General features: G+C 41.6%; 20 protein-coding genes. 10 read left to right on the top strand and 10 right to left on the bottom strand.

Annotated features, from left to right (window positions below; all coding sequences use genetic code 11):
- Nucleotides 1-65: 65 nt before the first annotated feature.
- From crp to coaBC, 5 genes are all read right to left on the bottom strand, one after another.
- Nucleotides 66-677 carry a cAMP-activated global transcriptional regulator CRP gene (gene crp / locus LIN98_RS02945; protein ID WP_230583193.1) on the bottom strand — a complete coding sequence of 204 codons (612 nt, stop codon included), beginning with the start codon at nucleotides 675-677 and terminating at the stop codon, nucleotides 66-68.
- 70 nt (nucleotides 678-747) lie between these two features.
- A complete protein-coding gene (locus tag LIN98_RS02940) occupies nucleotides 748-966 on the bottom strand; it encodes a YheU family protein (protein WP_005540236.1) in 219 nt (72 codons plus the stop codon).
- Nucleotides 967-989: 23 nt separating this feature from the next.
- Complete coding sequence (slmA, locus tag LIN98_RS02935) at nucleotides 990-1,589, bottom strand: nucleoid occlusion factor SlmA (protein WP_005540234.1); 600 nt, start codon at nucleotides 1,587-1,589, stop codon at nucleotides 990-992.
- Complete coding sequence (dut, locus tag LIN98_RS02930) at nucleotides 1,589-2,044, bottom strand: dUTP diphosphatase (RefSeq protein WP_005569502.1); 456 nt, start codon at nucleotides 2,042-2,044, stop codon at nucleotides 1,589-1,591. Before dut ends, slmA begins: the two co-directional genes overlap by 1 nt.
- Nucleotides 2,045-2,112: 68 nt before the next feature.
- Nucleotides 2,113-3,312, bottom strand: a complete 1,200-nt coding sequence (coaBC, locus tag LIN98_RS02925) for a bifunctional phosphopantothenoylcysteine decarboxylase/phosphopantothenate--cysteine ligase CoaBC (RefSeq protein WP_148326224.1) — start codon at nucleotides 3,310-3,312, stop codon at nucleotides 2,113-2,115.
- A gap of 177 nt (nucleotides 3,313-3,489) precedes the next feature.
- Between coaBC and radC the strand changes: the two genes are divergently transcribed.
- From radC to mutM, 4 genes are all read left to right on the top strand, one after another.
- A complete protein-coding gene (gene radC, locus LIN98_RS02920) occupies nucleotides 3,490-4,149 on the top strand; it encodes a RadC family protein (RefSeq protein WP_005544952.1) in 660 nt (219 codons plus the stop codon).
- Nucleotides 4,150-4,357: 208 nt separating this feature from the next.
- A complete protein-coding gene (gene rpmB, locus LIN98_RS02915) occupies nucleotides 4,358-4,594 on the top strand; it encodes a 50S ribosomal protein L28 (RefSeq protein ID WP_005542826.1) in 237 nt (78 codons plus the stop codon).
- Between the two features lie 11 nt (nucleotides 4,595-4,605).
- A complete protein-coding gene (gene rpmG / locus LIN98_RS02910; RefSeq protein ID WP_005544948.1) occupies nucleotides 4,606-4,776 on the top strand; it encodes a 50S ribosomal protein L33 in 171 nt (56 codons plus the stop codon).
- A gap of 81 nt (nucleotides 4,777-4,857) precedes the next feature.
- Complete coding sequence (gene mutM, locus LIN98_RS02905; protein ID WP_005544946.1) at nucleotides 4,858-5,673, top strand: bifunctional DNA-formamidopyrimidine glycosylase/DNA-(apurinic or apyrimidinic site) lyase; 816 nt, start codon at nucleotides 4,858-4,860, stop codon at nucleotides 5,671-5,673.
- 2 nt (nucleotides 5,674-5,675) lie between these two features.
- Here mutM and LIN98_RS02900 read toward each other — a convergent pair whose 3' ends face one another.
- The 4 genes from LIN98_RS02900 to rpmE all read right to left on the bottom strand — a co-directional run bounded on the left by LIN98_RS02900 (nucleotide 5,676) and on the right by rpmE (nucleotide 8,728).
- On the bottom strand, nucleotides 5,676-6,728 hold the full coding sequence (locus LIN98_RS02900; protein ID WP_050846296.1) for a glycosyltransferase family 9 protein: 1,053 nt from the start codon (nucleotides 6,726-6,728) through the stop codon (nucleotides 5,676-5,678).
- A 9-nt stretch (nucleotides 6,729-6,737) separates the two neighbouring features.
- Nucleotides 6,738-7,760: a glycosyltransferase family 9 protein gene (locus LIN98_RS02895; protein ID WP_005566800.1), complete on the bottom strand. Its 1,023-nt coding sequence runs from the start codon at nucleotides 7,758-7,760 to the stop codon at nucleotides 6,738-6,740.
- Entirely contained in the window at nucleotides 7,761-8,453 is a 693-nt protein-coding gene (locus tag LIN98_RS02890) for a glycosyltransferase family 25 protein (protein WP_005542843.1), read from the bottom strand.
- A 62-nt stretch (nucleotides 8,454-8,515) separates the two neighbouring features.
- The gene (gene rpmE / locus LIN98_RS02885; RefSeq protein WP_005542845.1) at nucleotides 8,516-8,728 is read right to left on the bottom strand and encodes a 50S ribosomal protein L31; all 213 of its coding nucleotides are present in this window, start codon (nucleotides 8,726-8,728) and stop codon (nucleotides 8,516-8,518) included.
- Nucleotides 8,729-8,985: 257 nt separating this feature from the next.
- On the opposite strand from rpmE, the gene LIN98_RS02880 reads away from it, so the two are divergent.
- The gene (locus LIN98_RS02880; protein WP_005566799.1) at nucleotides 8,986-9,834 is read left to right on the top strand and encodes a glycosyltransferase family 25 protein; all 849 of its coding nucleotides are present in this window, start codon (nucleotides 8,986-8,988) and stop codon (nucleotides 9,832-9,834) included.
- A gap of 8 nt (nucleotides 9,835-9,842) precedes the next feature.
- Nucleotides 9,843-10,847, top strand: a complete 1,005-nt coding sequence (locus LIN98_RS02875; RefSeq protein WP_025298246.1) for a capsular polysaccharide synthesis protein — start codon at nucleotides 9,843-9,845, stop codon at nucleotides 10,845-10,847.
- Nucleotides 10,848-10,853: 6 nt separating this feature from the next.
- Here the strand turns inward: LIN98_RS02875 and yibB are convergent, their stop codons facing one another.
- Entirely contained in the window at nucleotides 10,854-11,717 is an 864-nt protein-coding gene (gene yibB / locus LIN98_RS02870; protein WP_025298247.1) for a protein YibB, read from the bottom strand.
- A gap of 227 nt (nucleotides 11,718-11,944) precedes the next feature.
- On the opposite strand from yibB, the gene priA reads away from it, so the two are divergent.
- The 4 genes from priA (at nucleotide 11,945) to acrA (ending at nucleotide 17,053) form a co-directional block, all read left to right on the top strand.
- Complete coding sequence (gene priA / locus LIN98_RS02865; RefSeq protein ID WP_148322111.1) at nucleotides 11,945-14,143, top strand: primosomal protein N'; 2,199 nt, start codon at nucleotides 11,945-11,947, stop codon at nucleotides 14,141-14,143.
- A 109-nt stretch (nucleotides 14,144-14,252) separates the two neighbouring features.
- Nucleotides 14,253-15,065, top strand: a complete 813-nt coding sequence (gene ftsN, locus LIN98_RS02860) for a cell division protein FtsN (RefSeq protein ID WP_005544930.1) — start codon at nucleotides 14,253-14,255, stop codon at nucleotides 15,063-15,065.
- 199 nt (nucleotides 15,066-15,264) lie between these two features.
- Nucleotides 15,265-15,831, top strand: a complete 567-nt coding sequence (locus tag LIN98_RS02855; RefSeq protein WP_005544928.1) for a TetR/AcrR family transcriptional regulator — start codon at nucleotides 15,265-15,267, stop codon at nucleotides 15,829-15,831.
- A gap of 25 nt (nucleotides 15,832-15,856) precedes the next feature.
- Nucleotides 15,857-17,053 (top strand): multidrug efflux RND transporter periplasmic adaptor subunit AcrA, encoded by a 1,197-nt coding sequence (gene acrA / locus LIN98_RS02850; RefSeq protein WP_025298248.1) that lies wholly within the window; start codon nucleotides 15,857-15,859, stop codon nucleotides 17,051-17,053.
- Nucleotides 17,054-17,066: the final 13 nt, after the last annotated feature.

The raw sequence follows: 17,066 nt of genomic DNA, 5'->3' as shown, positions 1-17,066 counted from the left end.
ACGCCTAAGAAAAAAACCGCACTTGAGTCGATCAACATAAAGTGCGGTTTCTTTTAAAGATGTTTTTAGCGAGTGCCGTAAACTACGATGGTTTTGCCGTGTGCCGAGATGAGGTGTTGATCTTCCAGCATTTTCAGAATACGCCCGACGGTTTCCCGCGAACAACCGACCATTTGTCCGATTTCCTGGCGGGTGATTTTAATTTGCATACCGTCCGGGTGAGTCATCGCTTCCGGCATTTTTGCCAGATTGAGCAAGGTTTGCGCAATGCGACCGGTGACATCTAAAAAGGCTAAATTACTTACTTGGCGCGAAGTGTTTTGTAACCGATACGCTAATTGGGCAGTAAGATACATCAGGATTTCAGGGTTGACTTGAATCAGCTGGCGAAATTTACGATAAGAAATTTCCGCCACTTCGCAGGAGGATTTTGCTTTAATCCACGCAGAACGGCGTTGTCCTTCTTCAAATAAGCCCGCTTCGCCGAAAAAATCCCCTTGGCTTAAATAGGTGAGGATCATTTCTTTGCCGTCTTCATCTTTGACCAAAACGGACACGGAGCCTTGAATTAAATAATAAAGTGTCTCGGCTTTTTCGCCGGCGTTGATTAATGTGCTTTTAGACGGATATTTATGGATGTGGCAGTGGGATAAAAACCACTCAAGTGTCGGATCCATTGATTGCGTAGCTTGTGCGTTTTGTTCCTGCACGTTAAACCTCCATCTAAATTATGAAAAACTAAGCAGTTTATCTAAAAAATTCCGTTTTATCTTTTATGTCGATAGATTCATGTAATTCAGACCAAACAATCACCGCGCTTCCCTGGCGGATCCTGTTCAGCAATGCTTTCTTTTTTTGTTCGAAAGTCTGTTCATGTGAACCATAATCGGTCCCTTCGCGCAAAATAACGCTTTCCACGATATTGACCAATGTTTCTTCGGCTAACTCTTGCCAAGGAATAATCACGACATATTACCTAAATAAATAAATTATGCAAATAAGCTTTCCATCAGTTGCCATTGCTGGTTAAAACCCTGATTCGGCATATGGCGAAAGTTGGAACGCACATAACGCATAAACTGCCCTTCGCAGAGGGTCACCAAGTGGGCGGCGATAATCCGTTCATCCACGTTAAAGCCACGTCCTTCACGCAATTTTCGCATTTGCAGAATGTTCACAAATTGCAATTCCAAGCGGTCAAAAAAGGTGGCGACGCGGGCTTGTAATTTGGCGTCTTCAAACATCAACGCGTGACCGGTTAACACGCGGGTTAAACCGGGGTTTTTGCGGGCAAAATCCAAGATCATCTGCATAATGTCTTTTACCCGTTGCATGGTGTTGGTTTCGTGTTTGATGGACTGCGAAATCCGATTAAGCAACGTGCTTTCGATGTTCTCAATAAGGGCTTCAAAAATCTTGGTTTTACTCGGGTAATAACGGTATAACGCCGCTTCCGACACGCCCACTTCCGCCGCCAAACGGGCGGTGGTCATGCGTTCCATACCACGTTCGGAATGGAGCATATGGGTAAGCACCGTTAGCACTTGCTGGCGGCGTTCTTTGATACTACGTTTATTCGCCTGTTCCATCAGTGTTTACCCGAATGCCCAAAGCCGCCCTCACCACGCTCCGTGGCATTAAATTCGCTGACGATATTAAATTCCGCTTGCACCACCGGCACGAAAACCAATTGGGCAATGCGATCGCCTACTTCAATTTTGAACGGTTCGTCGCCACGATTCCACACGGAAACCATTAACGGGCCTTGATAATCGGAGTCGATTAACCCCACCAAATTGCCCAACACAATGCCATGTTTATGCCCCAAACCGGAACGCGGCAAAATTACCGCCGCCAAATTAGGATCGGCAATATAAATAGATAATCCCGTCGGGATAAGTGTGGTTTCGCCCGGTTGAATCGCAATAGATTCGTCAATTAAGGCACGTAAATCCAAACCGGCGGAACCTTCCGTAGCGTAAGCCGGCAGAGGAAATTCTTTACCAATGCGTTGATCTAAAATTTTTACGTCAATTTTTTTCATTGTGATGTTTACCTTTAAAGAAATCGGTGATTTTTATCATAAAGTGCGGTCATTTTTTACGGCGTTTTTCATTTCCCATAATGCGTTACAATTTCATTGACCAACATTTCCGCTAATGTATTTTTATCCGCCAACGGCAAGGCTTTTTCGCCGCCCTTCCAGAACAGTTGCAACGCATTTTGATCCGCGCCGAAAACCTGCCCGCCGGACACGTCATTGGCGCAAATCATATCGAGATTTTTGCGTTGTAATTTATCTTTGGCGTAATCGGCGAAATGTTGCGTTTCGGCAGCGAAGCCCACCACAAACGGACGATTTTCGGCAAGATAGGCAACGTCGGTAATAATGTCGGGGTTTTTAATGAGTTTTAATGTCATTTCCTCACCGGATTTTTTGATTTTCTGCTCGGCAATGTCGGCAACGCGATAATCCGCAACGGCGGCGCAGCCAATAAAGACGTGGCTTTTCACAGCGCACTCAAGGGAGGTTTGCCACATTTGCTGCGCGGACGTCACATCAATGCGGGAAGTGTTTTTCGGCGTAGCAAGATTAACAGGACCTGCGATTAAGGTGACATTCGCCCCACGTTTGGCGAAGGCTTCGGCAATGGCAAAGCCCATTTTGCCGGAGCTGTGATTGGAAATATAACGCACGGGATCGATGGCTTCGCGGGTCGGACCGGCGGTAATGGCAACATTTATGCCCGCCAAATCCTGTTGTATGGCAAAATGGTCACAAAGTGCGGTGAAAATTTCCGACGGTTCGGACATTCGCCCGGCACCGACATCACCGCAGGCTTGTTCGCCGCTATTCGGTCCGATAAGTTGCACGCCTCGGCTTAAAAGTGCGGTCAGATTTTGCTGCGTTATTGCCTGGCGGTACATTTGCTGATTCATTGCCGGTGCCAGCAAAATCGGTGTGTTGGTGGCAAGACAAAGGGTGGATAATAAATCGTTCGCCATGCCCACGGTGAGACGGGCAATAAAATCTGCACTGGCAGGGGCGATCAGCACCGCGTCCGCCCATTTTGCCAATTCAATGTGACCCATTGCCAGCTCCGCTTGCGGATCCAATAAGGATTGTGCCACAGCGTTGCCGGAAATTGCCTGCAAGGTGAGCGGTGTGACAAACTCTGCCGCGGCGGGGGTTAATACTACTCGAACCTGCGCATTGGCTTTGCGTAATAAACGAATTAATTCAATGGTTTTGTAAGCGGCAATTCCGCCCGTAATGCCCACGACAATGCGTTTATTTTCTATATTTATCATGCTTAAACCCCATGGTTTGCCCGGCTGGAAAATGAGTTTGCCTATTCTACTTGAATTATTATTCAATCAAAAATCTTATTTTTGCGATCCCGGTTCCATCTTTTGCACGGGCTTTTCCAATTTTTGATAACATTATGAATTAATTGCGAATCTTTTGTTTTTAGAGAGGTTCGGCAAATGAATGAAGCATTAATGCCAAGGGAAAAGCTATTAAAATACGGTGCTGCCGCTTTGACGGACGATGAACTATTGGCGATCTTTTTGCGTACGGGAATTAAGGACTGCCCGGTGATGCAGTTATCGAAAAATGTATTGCAACATTTTGGTTCTTTACGCGAGTTAATTCGTGCCGACCAAAAGCAGTTTTGCGCTGTGAAAGGCATTGGTGTTACGCAGTTTATTCAGCTGCAAGCCTGTACTGAAATGACCCGCCGTTATTTGTTTGCAGAATTAAAAGAGACCCACTGTTTTACTTCAACCGACATTGTGAAAATGTACTTACAGACGGAGCTGGCAAATATCGAGCGGGAAATTTTTATGGTGCTTTTTCTGGATAACCAACATCGCCTGATTAAGCAGGAACGCCTGTTTCTCGGCACCATTAATAAAGCGATGGTGTACCCGCGTGAAATCATTAAAGAAGCCTTGGCTTGTAATGCGGCGGCGATTATTTTGGCGCATAATCACCCTTCCGGCGTGGCGGAACCGAGCATTTCCGATAAACAAATTACCGACACCATCAGACAGGCGGCGGATTTGGTGGATATTCGCGTGCTGGATCATTTCGTGATCGGCAATGGACGTTATTTTTCCTTTGCGGAACAAAATCTTCTTTAAAATCCACCGCACTTTTAGATAAATTTTAGCTTTAATGTAAGCAAATTCAGGATTTAGGCTTGAGAATACAAGATAAAGTGAGTATAATGCACGACCTTTAATATAGTACGCGGGTCGGGTTGCGACCTGACGAGGTCACTCTCAAAAGTTATTTTTGAAGTATTCCGAACCGTAAGCTCGAGCTTATATTTCATTATTGGAGATTAATATGTCTAGAGTCTGTCAAGTAACAGGCAAGCGTCCGGCAGTGGGGAACAACCGCTCACATGCAATGAATGCGACTCGTCGTCGTTTTCTTCCTAACCTTCACACACACCGTTTCTGGGTTGAAAGTGAAAACCGTTTCGTAACATTACGCTTAACTGCAAAAGGTATGCGTATTATTGATAAAAAAGGCATTGATGCAGTTTTAGCTGAAATCCGTGCTCGTGGCGAGAAAATCTAAGGAGCTAACAAATGGCAGCAAAAGGTGCTCGTGAGAAAATCCGTTTAGTTTCTACTGCTGAAACAGGTCATTTCTACACAACAACAAAAAACAAACGTAATATGCCTGAGAAAATGGAAATCAAAAAATTTGATCCTGTAGTGCGTAAACACGTTGTTTATAAAGAAGCAAAAATCAAATAATTTGTACGAATTGAAAAACCCGATCTTGTTCGGGTTTTTTTGTATCAATATTTTCCCGCCCCACGGATTTTGGAGAAAGAAATGCCCGAACTGCCTGAAGTGGAAACCGCCGTACGCGGTGTGAGTCCTTATCTGAAAGATTATGTTATTGAAAAAATCGTAGTCCGCCAGCCGAAACTGCGCTGGGCTGTATCGCCTGAATTGGCAGAGTTGCATCATGTAAAAATTTTGGATTTAACCCGTCGCGCCAAATATCTGGTTATTCACACCGAACAGGGTTACATCATCGGACATTTGGGGATGTCGGGAACGGTGCGTATTGTGTTTCATGGCAGCCCGATTGATAAACACGATCATCTTGATATTGTGGTGAATAACGGCAAATTACTGCGTTATAACGATCCCCGCCGTTTCGGTGCCTGGCTCTGGACGGAAAAATTGGATGAATTCCATTTATTCTTAAAACTGGGACCTGAGCCGCTATCAGAGGAATTCAATGCAGAGTACTTGTTTAAAAAATTACACAAAAAAACAACCGCACTTAAAACCGTATTAATGGATAACACCGTGGTGGTTGGTATTGGCAACATTTATGCCAATGAAAGTCTATTTCTGTGCGGGTTACATCCTTTGAAGCTCGCCGCTAATCTAACTCGAAAACAATGCGAACGCTTGGTGGATACCATTAAATCGGTGCTTGCCAAAGCCATTGAACAAGGCGGCACCACGCTAAAAGATTTTCTCCAGCCCGACGGCAGACCGGGGTATTTTGCACAAGAATTGCTGGTTTACGGCAACAAAGGCAAACCATGTCCGAAGTGCGGTACAAAAATCGAGAGTTTAGTCATCGGGCAACGGAATAGTTTTTATTGCCCGACGTGCCAGAAGAAGGGATAACCTTAGTGTTTCGGCAGTGTTTGAAATAAGTGATTTACCCAATCTGCCGCTTCGTCCATGGGGAAATCGCAGGTGTGATTGTTGGAATCGCTTTCGGTTTTGCTCATAATCGCTTTATAAGGCACTTCTGCTTTGCCTTTAGGTTGCCAGCGGCAAAAATTGGCGATATTCCGCGCATAAAATGCCAAGACTTTTTTCTGCAGGGCTGTAGCAAGATGAACCGTTCCGCTATCAACACTAATAATTAAATCCGCAGAAGAAACAAGCTGGATATATTCCTGAATTGTGGTTTTAGGTGATAATTTTATCTGAATTTTGTTATCACATAATGAAATTAATTCTTCGAAATAAGTGGCACTTTCTTTCGTATTTGTTAGCACAAAAAGTACATTTTCTACAATCGTTGGGGAAAGTGAATTTAATAATTCGGCAAATTCGCTTGCCGGAATTTTTCTGGTACTGCCTTCAGGTGCCAATAAAATTCTCACTTTATCGCCCCAAAGCACTTCAAATCTAATGGTTTCCTGATTTATTAAAGCATATTCCACAGCCTTTGGATCTAAATAAGCAGAAATGGCAGAATCATTCAAATATTCAGAAATATGTGTTGTGTCATTTTGTGGACAAGCGAAATTATAATTTTTGATTGTATCTAAATTATAATTTTCCTTATGTTTTTTATTAAACACAATAATGTACTTCGGTGATAACAGCTTCTCTAAAATAATAGACTTAGTGGTGTAAGTTGGCTGAAAATCCAAATAGAGATCCCATTTGCGAAATTGAGAAATATAGGTTAAAGGTTTGTCCTCCAGGAGAACATCAACTAAATCGGAACAAGCAAAAATGTCCCGATTCCTTTCTGTGACGATCACGCCAATCACCAGTTCCGGGTTGGCAAGTTTTAATTGTTTTAAATGCGCGGTATGGGCAACGGCATCGCCAATAGCATCGCCAATGGGTTTTAACAACACCGATTTAATCATTATTAAATCTATGTTTTCTGCTTTTCGTTTTCCGGCTAATTTAGCAACGAGTTTTTTTGTTATTGACATAAAATTAATTTATTTTAACCATTCTGATTTAATTTCATCGGGAGAGATTTCATTGACATTTTCAATAAAATTAAGGATATATGTTTTATTTTTACAGTTTGGATTCCAATGCGTAAAGTTTTCTTTATCAGCGAGCTTATAAAATCCAATAATTTTTTTATTTAATCCTGCTGCAATATGAATAATAGACGTATCAGGAGAAATAACGAGGCTAGTATAATGAAGTAATGTTATCGTATCAAAGATATTTTCAGTATTTTCATAGATAAAAGCATTGGTATATTTTTCTGCTATCGTTTTTAACAAAGGGGTTACTTCGGGGTAGGTTAGTAACAGCGCTTTTTTATTTTCGGCTTTAAATTTTTCGATAAACCGATAAATGTTTTGTTCCGTAAATTTTCTGGTGCCGGCTGCACCAAAAAAGTTTATAGCGATGCAATCGACAAGATGATTTTTTTGTATGAAATTTGCAATATCTTCTTTTTTATCACTGTGATTTGGAATGTCATATTCAAGATTAATATCTTTTACACCACATAATTTAATGGCTTCTGCATAAACTTGGGAAAAATGTAATTGGTCTTGAGTGACATTCAAATTAAATAGTTTGTAGTTTTGTTTTTTATAGCCGATATTATTTTTTGCATGAATTAATCGGGTTAGCCACAAATCACGACTCCGTAATAATACCGGTAAATTAATTAATACATCATAATGTTCATGTGAAAGCTGTTTTCCCATTCTGCTGTAAGCGCAATGTTCTTTTCTATTTAAAATAAAACAATGATCAATAGATGGATTTTGTTCAAATAAATTGGCATTTTTAGGTGAACATACAACATCAATCTGTATTTTGGGGTTATGTCGTTTTAATTCTCTGAAGATAAATGAACTGACAATATAATCTCCGATTTTTCCGTCTTGTTGTAACACAATAATTTTCGGATTTGTCGGCAAAGGCTGCCCCTGAACATTTTTGTCTAGCAACATTTTGCCTAAGGCTAAACGGATTTTTCGGAGTAATGCTTTCATTTATGCTTTCTTGTATCGATCTTCAATAGAATTAATTTCGCTTTCAACCGCTAAGCCCTCAAAGACACAGGAGGGCTCAACGCCATACGCGTGAATACGTGTTTTTTGAATAAAACCCGTAACGAAGTCCGCCGGCATACGCAAAGGATAGGCGTATTTTAAGAGTTTTTCTACGCCAGCCTGATTGACCATATAAGCGGTTGCTTTCATGATCGAGCGACGGGAATTTTTTGAAGGGTAGCGATAACGAACCAGTTTATAACCTTCAGGCAGGCACTTTTTAATTAACGGGTAAGATTTGGCTTTGCCATGATCGAAAAAGAGAATTTCGTAACGCGAAGGCAGTTTCTCAATAGCCGCCTGCAAAATCGCTTTAAAGTGGGTCGAAACAATTGCATCGTCTTCTAAAATGATGGCTTCAGCAATATTATTTTTTTTGATGTGTTCATATACTTGAATATGACTTAAGGCACATCCGATTTCACCCAGCGTTAGACGTTTATTATCGAAATCCTGATAATACTGATAATCCACCTTGGCAAGCTCTTCTTCGCTCAACGCTTTTCCATAAACCGCATCAAAAAATTCAAATTGCAAGCCAAGCCCATTTAAACGCTTTGCTATAAATTCACGACGGGGAGAGTTTTTTAAGCTGATAACGAAGATTGGGGGAAGATTGTATGCGCTATCCATAAACACATTACCTTAAGGTCGAATGGAAATAACCCCCGCAATCGCGAGGGCTAAAATTCAGATTATTTTGTACCTGGAATTTTAAAACGGCTGTTAAAGCGTTCAACGCGGCCACCGGTGTCAACAACACGTTGTTTTCCTGTGTAGAATGGGTGACATTTACCGCACACATCAAGGTTGATGTCTTTGCCTAAGGTTGAACGGGTTTTGATCACGTTACCGCAAGAACAGGTCGCAGTAACCTCTTTATATTCAGGATGAATACCTTGTTTCATAGAAAACCTCAAATTTGAAGCCATGCCGCTATCAAGCCAATCGCAGAAGCAATCCCTGACACCGCATGAGATTAATATTACGCCATTCTAAAATGGCACGTTTGTGTGTAAGGCTGCGAATTTTACAGAAAAAAAAAGTGCAATTCAAGCAGCACCATGTGGCTGCGAGGTTATCTTTTTATGAGCAGAGATATTCATTTCATTGTCTTAAGATAGTAAGATAGCGCCTAGCCTAAGGCACAATTTCATGTATCTCTATGAATTCCACGGAAAATAAAAATTTTGTTATCAGCATTTCGACGGCTGAACAACGCAGAAACCACATTATTGAACAATTTACTCATCAAAATATTCCCTTTGAATTTTTTGATGCTTTTACGCCATCCGATAAATTGACCGATCATTTGCAGCGCTATCTTCCGAATGTTGCGAACGCCGCTCAGCTCACCATGGGAGAAAAAGGCTGTTTAATGAGCCACTTCATGCTGTGGAAGAAATGTATTTATGAAAACTTAGACTACGTTACGCTTTTTGAAGATGATATTTTGCTTGGCGAGAATGCTAATAAATTTCTTGCCGAAGACGAATGGCTAAAAGTGCGGTTCAATTTTCAAGAGATTTTTGTCCTGCGTTTAGAAACTTTTCTCATGCCCGTTCAGCTTGAAAAACAAGTGCAGATTCCTCCTTTTCAGCAACGTGATATTGATATTTTAACGTCCAAGCATTTTGGCACGGCAGGATATGTAATATCTCAAGGCGCGGCTAAATATCTCATTGCGTTGTTTGAAAAGCTTACCACAGAAGAAATTAAACCGATTGATGAAATAATGTTTAATCAACAGATTAACGCTACCGGCTATCGGATATATCAACTGAATCCGGCGATTTGTGTTCAGGAATTACAATTAAATCAAGAGGCAAGCTTATTAGTGAGCAATTTGGAACAAGAAAGAAAAAATAAACCTAAAATACGAAAAAAGAAAACATTAAAACAACGCCTATCCCGAATAAAAGAGAATATTATACGGGCAATAAATAAAGAAAAATGGAAAGAACAACAACGCATTAGGGAAATACTAGGTAAAGAAATAGTTCGTTTTATGTAGATGATATTATGAAAAAAGAATATTCCTCACTCTCAACTTTGTTTTCATCTAATGCAACATTTTTTAATGTTATTCATAGAATAAGCAATAAACCTTATAAAATATTCTATACCGGTTTGATTCCAAAACCGATTCGTAGATGGCTCGCCAAAAAAGCTAATTTATCTCAACAAAATCATGTTGCAAATTGTTGGAAAGAGGTCATTTCCCTTTATCTTAATGGTGAATTAGATGAAATTATGGTTAAGCCTAAAAAGGATTTAGGGAATAAGAAAATCATTTGGCAATATTGGGGACAGGGTTGGGAAAGTGAAGAATTGCCTGATATTGTTAAAATCTGTCGTCGTTCAGTTCAAGAAAATAAAGGTGATTATGAGGTCATCTATCTGGATGATAAAAATTTGATTGAATATATTGAATTTTCTGATTTCGTTTCTGAAAAAAGAAAGAATCCTAATTTTCGTCATGCATTTTTCTCAGACCTGCTTAGGTTAGCTTTGTTGGAATGCTATGGTGGAATATGGGTTGATGCAACAATTTTATTTACAGCACCTATTACAAAACAATTAGGCAGTTCAGATTTTTTCATGTTTTCTCGAAGCCCTAAAGCAACTAATAAGGCAATGTGGAAGAATCTAAATAGAGAGTATTTTTTATGGGATAAAGAAAGTCGGGTAAATATTTTAAATAGCTTTATTATCTCTAAAAAAGGAAATGTAACAATACATATCTTACTTCAGTTGCTATTATTTTTTTGGAAAACACAGGAGAATATTCCTCACTACTTCTTTTTTCAAATCCTCTTCGATGAGCTAAAAAAAGAAAATTTGATTGAAGAGTTTGAATTGGTTGATGATACTTTGCCACATTTATTATTTTCTGAGTTGAATAATCCTTTTGATAAAAATAAGTTAGATAAGATTACAGCAAAATGTAATCAGCATAAAATAACTTATGTGGCAAAGTGTGAGACAGGTAGTTTTTATGCGTATTTAAAAAATAAATACCAGTAGATTAAGTTAGATAAATATATCTTTTATTTTTTCTTTTAATGATATTTTACTGGTTTTATCATATTTTCTAAATATATGAAACCAATTGTCTTTTCCTAAGTAATTTAGTTTATAATTATCCTTTTTATTAAAAATGCACATTAGATAAACACCTTGGTCATCATCTACTATTTGTGTTCTAAGTAACCTCTTTTGTGTGGATAAAATATCTTTAAAGAAAATTTTCCATTGTTCTCTTGAACTGACTATTACGCTACCAATAACATATATAATATTATTAAACATTGCATGATAAACATCTTCTTTTGATTTTAGTTTATAATTTTTTCTTATTGTAAAAAAGTTTACTTTATTTAGTTCAAAATTATACCGCCATTCTTTGATATTATTCAGCGTTTCATCGTTTCTTACATATCCAAAATCTACCCATGCTACAAGTTCGGTTTTAACTAGTTTTGACTTTATTGCCTTATATAAAAAGTATGGTTTTAAGTTATTTATTAAGACATATTCTGGAAGCCAATACTCAAGGTTCTTGATCACTTCTGGATTGATTTTAGAAGTAAAGCTTTCACTTTTTTGAATATTTTTAATTGAATCTAAGGTTTTACGAAATTTATTAATATCAAATGGGATAATTGTTGTAGGTTTGGTTCCTCTAATATTCTTTACTCTCTCAATATGCTCGTAACTTGTAAAAACTACCATTGGATTATCTAAAGTTGCCAGTTTGGTAAAATATTCAAAATAGGTATCATTTGTTCTGGTGAGGTAACTAGGAAATTCTTCTTTTGATTGGAGGTCACCCCTACCAATATCAAAGAATGCCGTTACTATTGTAATTGATTGATTTTCATTGTGATTTTTCATGGATTGATACTCAAAAGAGGGAAATATAAATTTTCATATTTGCTTCTTAGCTAAGATGCTTTTTCATTCATCCTGTACGCATTTCTTGCTTCTTAAATTTGACAGTATTTTATCCCTTATCCAAGTGAAATTAAACCCCAAACAACAGAGCTATTCTCCCCCAAATAGACAACAATCCCCCAAAATGCTATATTCCGAGCCCATTTTATTTCACTGAATTTCCGTTCATGTCATTTGCCCGAATTGCGCTTCCTGTGCCGTTACATCACTATTTTGATTATATCTTGCCGGCGTCGCTGAATGCTGTCGTGGGGGCGAGGGTGTGGGTGCCGTTTGGGGCGCAGAAGCGTGTTGGCATGGTGGTTGAGGTGGCGGAGCAGTCGGATGTGCCTGCGGAGCAGTTGAAGACAGTGCTGGCTTGCATTGATGAGGTTTCCTTATTTTCTCCGCAAAGCTGGCAGTTTTTGCAGTGGGCGGCGGGGTATTATCACGCGCCCTTGGGGGAAGTGTTGTCGCAGGCGTTGCCGGTGAAATTGCGGCAGGGCGAAAGTGCGGTGGAAAACCCAAGTGTTTTTTGGAAACCGACCGCACTTGGTGAGCAGGCATTGGCGCAGGGCTTATTGAAACGCGCGAAGAAGCAGCTTGAAGCGTTGCAGGCGGCGAATGATTTGCCGGAGAAAGGCAACAACCCTTTTAGTGCGGCGATTTGGTCGGTGCTGAAAGCCAAAGATTACGTCACGGAAGTTGCTCTGGAAACGGAAATCCAAACCTGGCAGCAACAATTAGGCGATAAGCCGCTTGTGAATAAGGCGGATCGTTTAACCTTAAACAAGTCGCAGGCGTTAGTGTTCAGTCAGTTGAAATTTACTCAGGGTTTTGTCCCGTGGTTGTTGAACGGCGTGACGGGTTCCGGCAAAACGGAAATCTATTTGCAATTTATCGAAGAGATTTTGCAGCAAGGCAAGCAAGTGCTGGTGTTGGTGCCGGAAATCAGTTTAACGCCACAAACGGTGCGGCGTTTTCAGGCGCGTTTTAATGTGGTCATTGACGTGCTGCATTCCAATCTGAACGACACGCAGCGTTTGCAGGTGTGGCAGCGGGCGCGCAACGGGCAAAGTGCGGTCGTTATCGGCACCCGATCTGCGTTGTTCACGCAATTTTCCGAGTTGGGCGTGATTATTATTGATGAAGAACATGATGCCTCTTTCAAACAGCAGGACGGCTGGCGTTATCACGCGCGTGATTTGGCGATTGTGTATGCGAAACAGCTGAATATCCCGATTTTAATGGGGTCGGCAACGCCAAGTTTGGAAAGCCTGAATAATGTGCAAAGCGGTAAATATCGCCATTTGTCGTTGTCGGAAAAAGCCAATAATTCCACCGCACTTAAACAGCAGATTATCGATTTAAAACGTCAACCTATGCACAACGGGCTGTCTGATGTGTTGTTAAAACGTATGCAGGCGCATTTGGAAAAAGGCAATCAGGTGTTGTTGTTTTTGAATCGGCGCGGTTTTGCGCCGGTGCTGTTGTGCCACGAATGCGGCTGGATGGCGGAATGTCGCCATTGCGATAAGCCTTACACCTATCATCAGCAACATCATGTGTTGCGCTGCCATCATTGCGCTTCGCAGAAGCCGATTCCACGCCAATGCGGCAATTGCGGTTCCACACAATTAATCACCACGGGCTTGGGTACGGAACAGCTGGAAGCCACCTTAAAAGACGTTTTTCCTCACTACGGCATTGCCCGCATCGACCGCGACACAACGGCACGTAAAGGCAAGCTGGAAGGCTATTTGGAAGATATTAACCAAGGCAAAAGTCAAATTCTTATCGGCACTCAAATGCTGGCGAAAGGGCATCATTTCCCGAATGTCACGCTGGTGGCATTGGTGAATGTGGATAGCGCCTTATTTTCATTGGATTTTCGTGCGGAAGAACGATTGGCGCAGCTTTATATGCAGGTGGCGGGGCGTGCAGGGCGTGGTGTACAGCAAGGCGAAGTGTTACTGCAAACCCATTACCCCGAGCACCCGTTACTGCAAAGTCTGTTACAAAAAGGTTATAACCAATTTGCGCAAAATGCCTTGGCGTTGCGTAAAAGTATGGGTTTGCCGCCTTTCGGTTCGCAGGCATTATTCAAGGCGCAAAGCCGTTATAGCGAAGAAGCTGAACAATTGCTGGCGCAGTTTGTCGAATATTTACAACAGATTAAGCGAAACACGGCGCCCGAGTTGCAAATTCTCGGTCCGATGCCGGCGCCGTTCAGTAAAAAAGCGGGGCAATATCGTTGGCAGCTATTACTGCAGCATCCTTCCAGAGCGGCGTTGCAGCAGGTGTTGATGGAATTTTGGTGTTATCAGGGCGATCAACCCACAAAAGTGCGGTGGATTTTAGACGTGGATCCGTTGGATCTGAGTTAGTTTATTCGCGATTGCGGTAGTCAATGGCACAATTTTTGCGTAGAATTATCGGCATTTTTTATCATTGTGATTTCATTGTTCATTTGGTTTTATTGAGACAGGTTTTATTGTGGCACAACGTGATTACGCCGCCCGCAATGGCGCGAAGAAAAAGAAGAAACAGAAAAAAAGTAATAAACCCCTATTATTTGTCATTGCCGGCGTGATTGTGGCGGCGTTTGCATTCGGTCTTTATTTATTAAAAGAAAAAGCGCCGGAACCGGTGGTGCAACCGGTAGAAACCACAGAAAAAACGCAACCGAAAAGCGTGTTACCGAATCGTCCGGAAGAAGTGTGGAGCTATATTAAAGCCTTGGAAACCCGCACTGTGCCTATTGATGACAACCCGAAATCGTTAGATAAAAATATGCGTTTAACGGAAGAACAACGCAAGATTTTACAGGCAATGGAAAAAGAACAGAAACAGGCAGAGCTGGCGAAAACCAAAGCGGCAGAAGCTCAACAACAAGCGGCACAACAGTCTGGTCAATTTACAGCGCAGCAACCGCCGCAACAACAACCAAAACCGCAGCCTCAAGTGGTAGAAGCGAAGAAAGCTACACCACCGAGAGAAGAGAAAAAAGCGGAGCAAACGGTGAAAGCCGAATCAACAAAGAAACCTGAACCGCAACCTGCGCCACCGCAAACCCCGGCATCCAATGGCGGCGAGCGAAAATACGGTTTACAATGCGGTGCTTTCAAAAACAAAGGGCAAGCAGAAAATTTACAGGCGCGTCTGGCGATACTCGGCTTGCCGGCGAGGGTGAATGAAAGTGCCGATTGGAACCGCGTGGTGGTTGGTCCGGCAGGTGATCGTAATGCCGCGGTGAAGATGCAGGAAAAAGCCAAAAGCGTGATTAGTTGCGTAGTTATCGGGATGTAATCGTCAAGATGAATGAGAAAGTGCGGTAAAAAATCACCGCACTTTTTTTATTTTCAGCTTGCCAAACAAGAAAAAATCAATAAAATGAATGAACGTTCATTCAGCGCAATGTATTGACTGTTTGTAACCTACCTAAATGTGCGATTTGAAAAAAATTTTCACCGCACTTCTAACGATTAACTCAATTTATTAATTTACTATGAATCAATCTGAAACGGATATGATCGAGCGGATTTTTACTGCCACCGATGCATTAATGGCAACGGTGGGGCTGCCAAACTTGTCTATGCACAAGATTGCCAGAGAAGCAAAAATCTCGCCGGGGACGATTTATATTTATTTTAAAAATAAAGAGGAATTGCTGACCCAGTTTGCCCGATATATTTTTCAAAATTTCCAGGATGTGTTGAAGGAAGGCTATGATGAGAGGCAGCCGTTTTTTCAGCAATATCGAAAAATGTGGTGGAATATTTGGCATTTCTTAGAAGCGGAACCTACTATCATGGCGAATATGGGGCAATACGAGTCTTTGCCGGGCTTTTCCGATATTTGTCAAAAATGGGAAAGTGACAGCATCTGGTATCATTTTTGCGTCAAAGCAAAGGCGGCGGGAGAACTGGCTGATGTGCCTCCTCCTATTTTATTTGCGATTTCATTGGAAAGTGCTTTCAATATCGCCTTTAAATGCCGACATTTTTGCGCGCAGGTTTCAATGGAAATGCTGGAGGCCGTCATTGAACGGACTTGGCTTGCTATTAAAAATTAATTCAAGAAATAGTTACGGAGTTTTTATGAGTTCAGCTCAAATCAACAGACCAAAGCGTTCCCATGTGTTCTTTTTGAAACTGGCTTTGGGTGTATTCGTATTACTTTTTGCCGCAATGATTGTGATGAATTATATGAAATCAAAAGGCATTGCGGATTTCCTTGCCAATCAAGGCGAATCCCCGTCACCGGTGACAGCAATGACTGTTACTTCGCAACAGTGGACACCGGTTATTGAAACCACCGGTCTGGTGCGTCCGAACCAAGGGGCTATATTAAGTGCACAAAGTGCGGGTACGATTTCAAAAGTTTTAGTGGAGAACGGACAAAACGTCAAGAAAGGTGATGTGTTGGTGGAATTAGATAGTTCCGTTGAACGCGCCGGTTTACGGGCTGCCGAAGCGCAAGTGATTTCGTTGCGTCAAACCTATCAACGTTATGCGAATCTGGCAAAAAGCGGTGGCGTTTCCCGCCAGGAATTGGATAACGCCAAAGCAGCGTATGATGCGCAGGTTGCCAATGTGGAATCTTTAAAAGCCACCGTTGAGCGTCGCCAAATCCTTGCACCGTTTGACGGCAAGGCGGGTATTGTGAAAGTGAATGTGGGGCAATATGTATCAAACGGCACCGAAATCGTGCGTGTGGAAGACCGCAGTTCCATGAAAGTGGATTTTTCCATTGCACAAAATTTGTTGGATGAATTACGTCTTGGTCAAAAAGTGACTGCCACTGCCGATGCCCGCTTAGGGGAAACCTTTGCTGCGAAAGTGACTGCTATCGAACCGGCAATCAGTTCTTCTACCGGTTTAGTTGATGTGCAAGCCACATTCGAGCCGGAGGATGGAGTGAAATTATTATCCGGTATGTTTACCCGTTTAAACGTGGCATTGCAGACGGAATACGATCAAATCGTGGTGCCGCAAGTGGCGGTGAGCTACAACATGTATGGCGAATCACTTTATATTTTGACCGCACTTTCTGATGAAGAAAAAGAAAAATTCGCCTCAAAAGGCGATGTAAACAAAATGTACCGCGCCCATCAAATCACCGTATTTACCAAAGATCGCCAAGGCATCTATTCTCAATTAAAAGGCGATGAAGTGAAAATCGGCGATAAAATCATTACCGGCGGTCAGCAAAGTTTAAGCAACGGCTCGTTAGTGATTGTTGTGGATAAACAAGGCGTGGGTACCACTCAACCGGCAAGTAAAACTAACCTCTAATTAGGACCAGCGA

This window comes from Aggregatibacter actinomycetemcomitans (genome assembly GCF_023518055.1).
Lineage (GTDB): Bacteria > Pseudomonadota > Gammaproteobacteria > Enterobacterales > Pasteurellaceae > Aggregatibacter > Aggregatibacter actinomycetemcomitans.
This window is presented reverse-complemented; position numbering and strand designations above follow the sequence as displayed.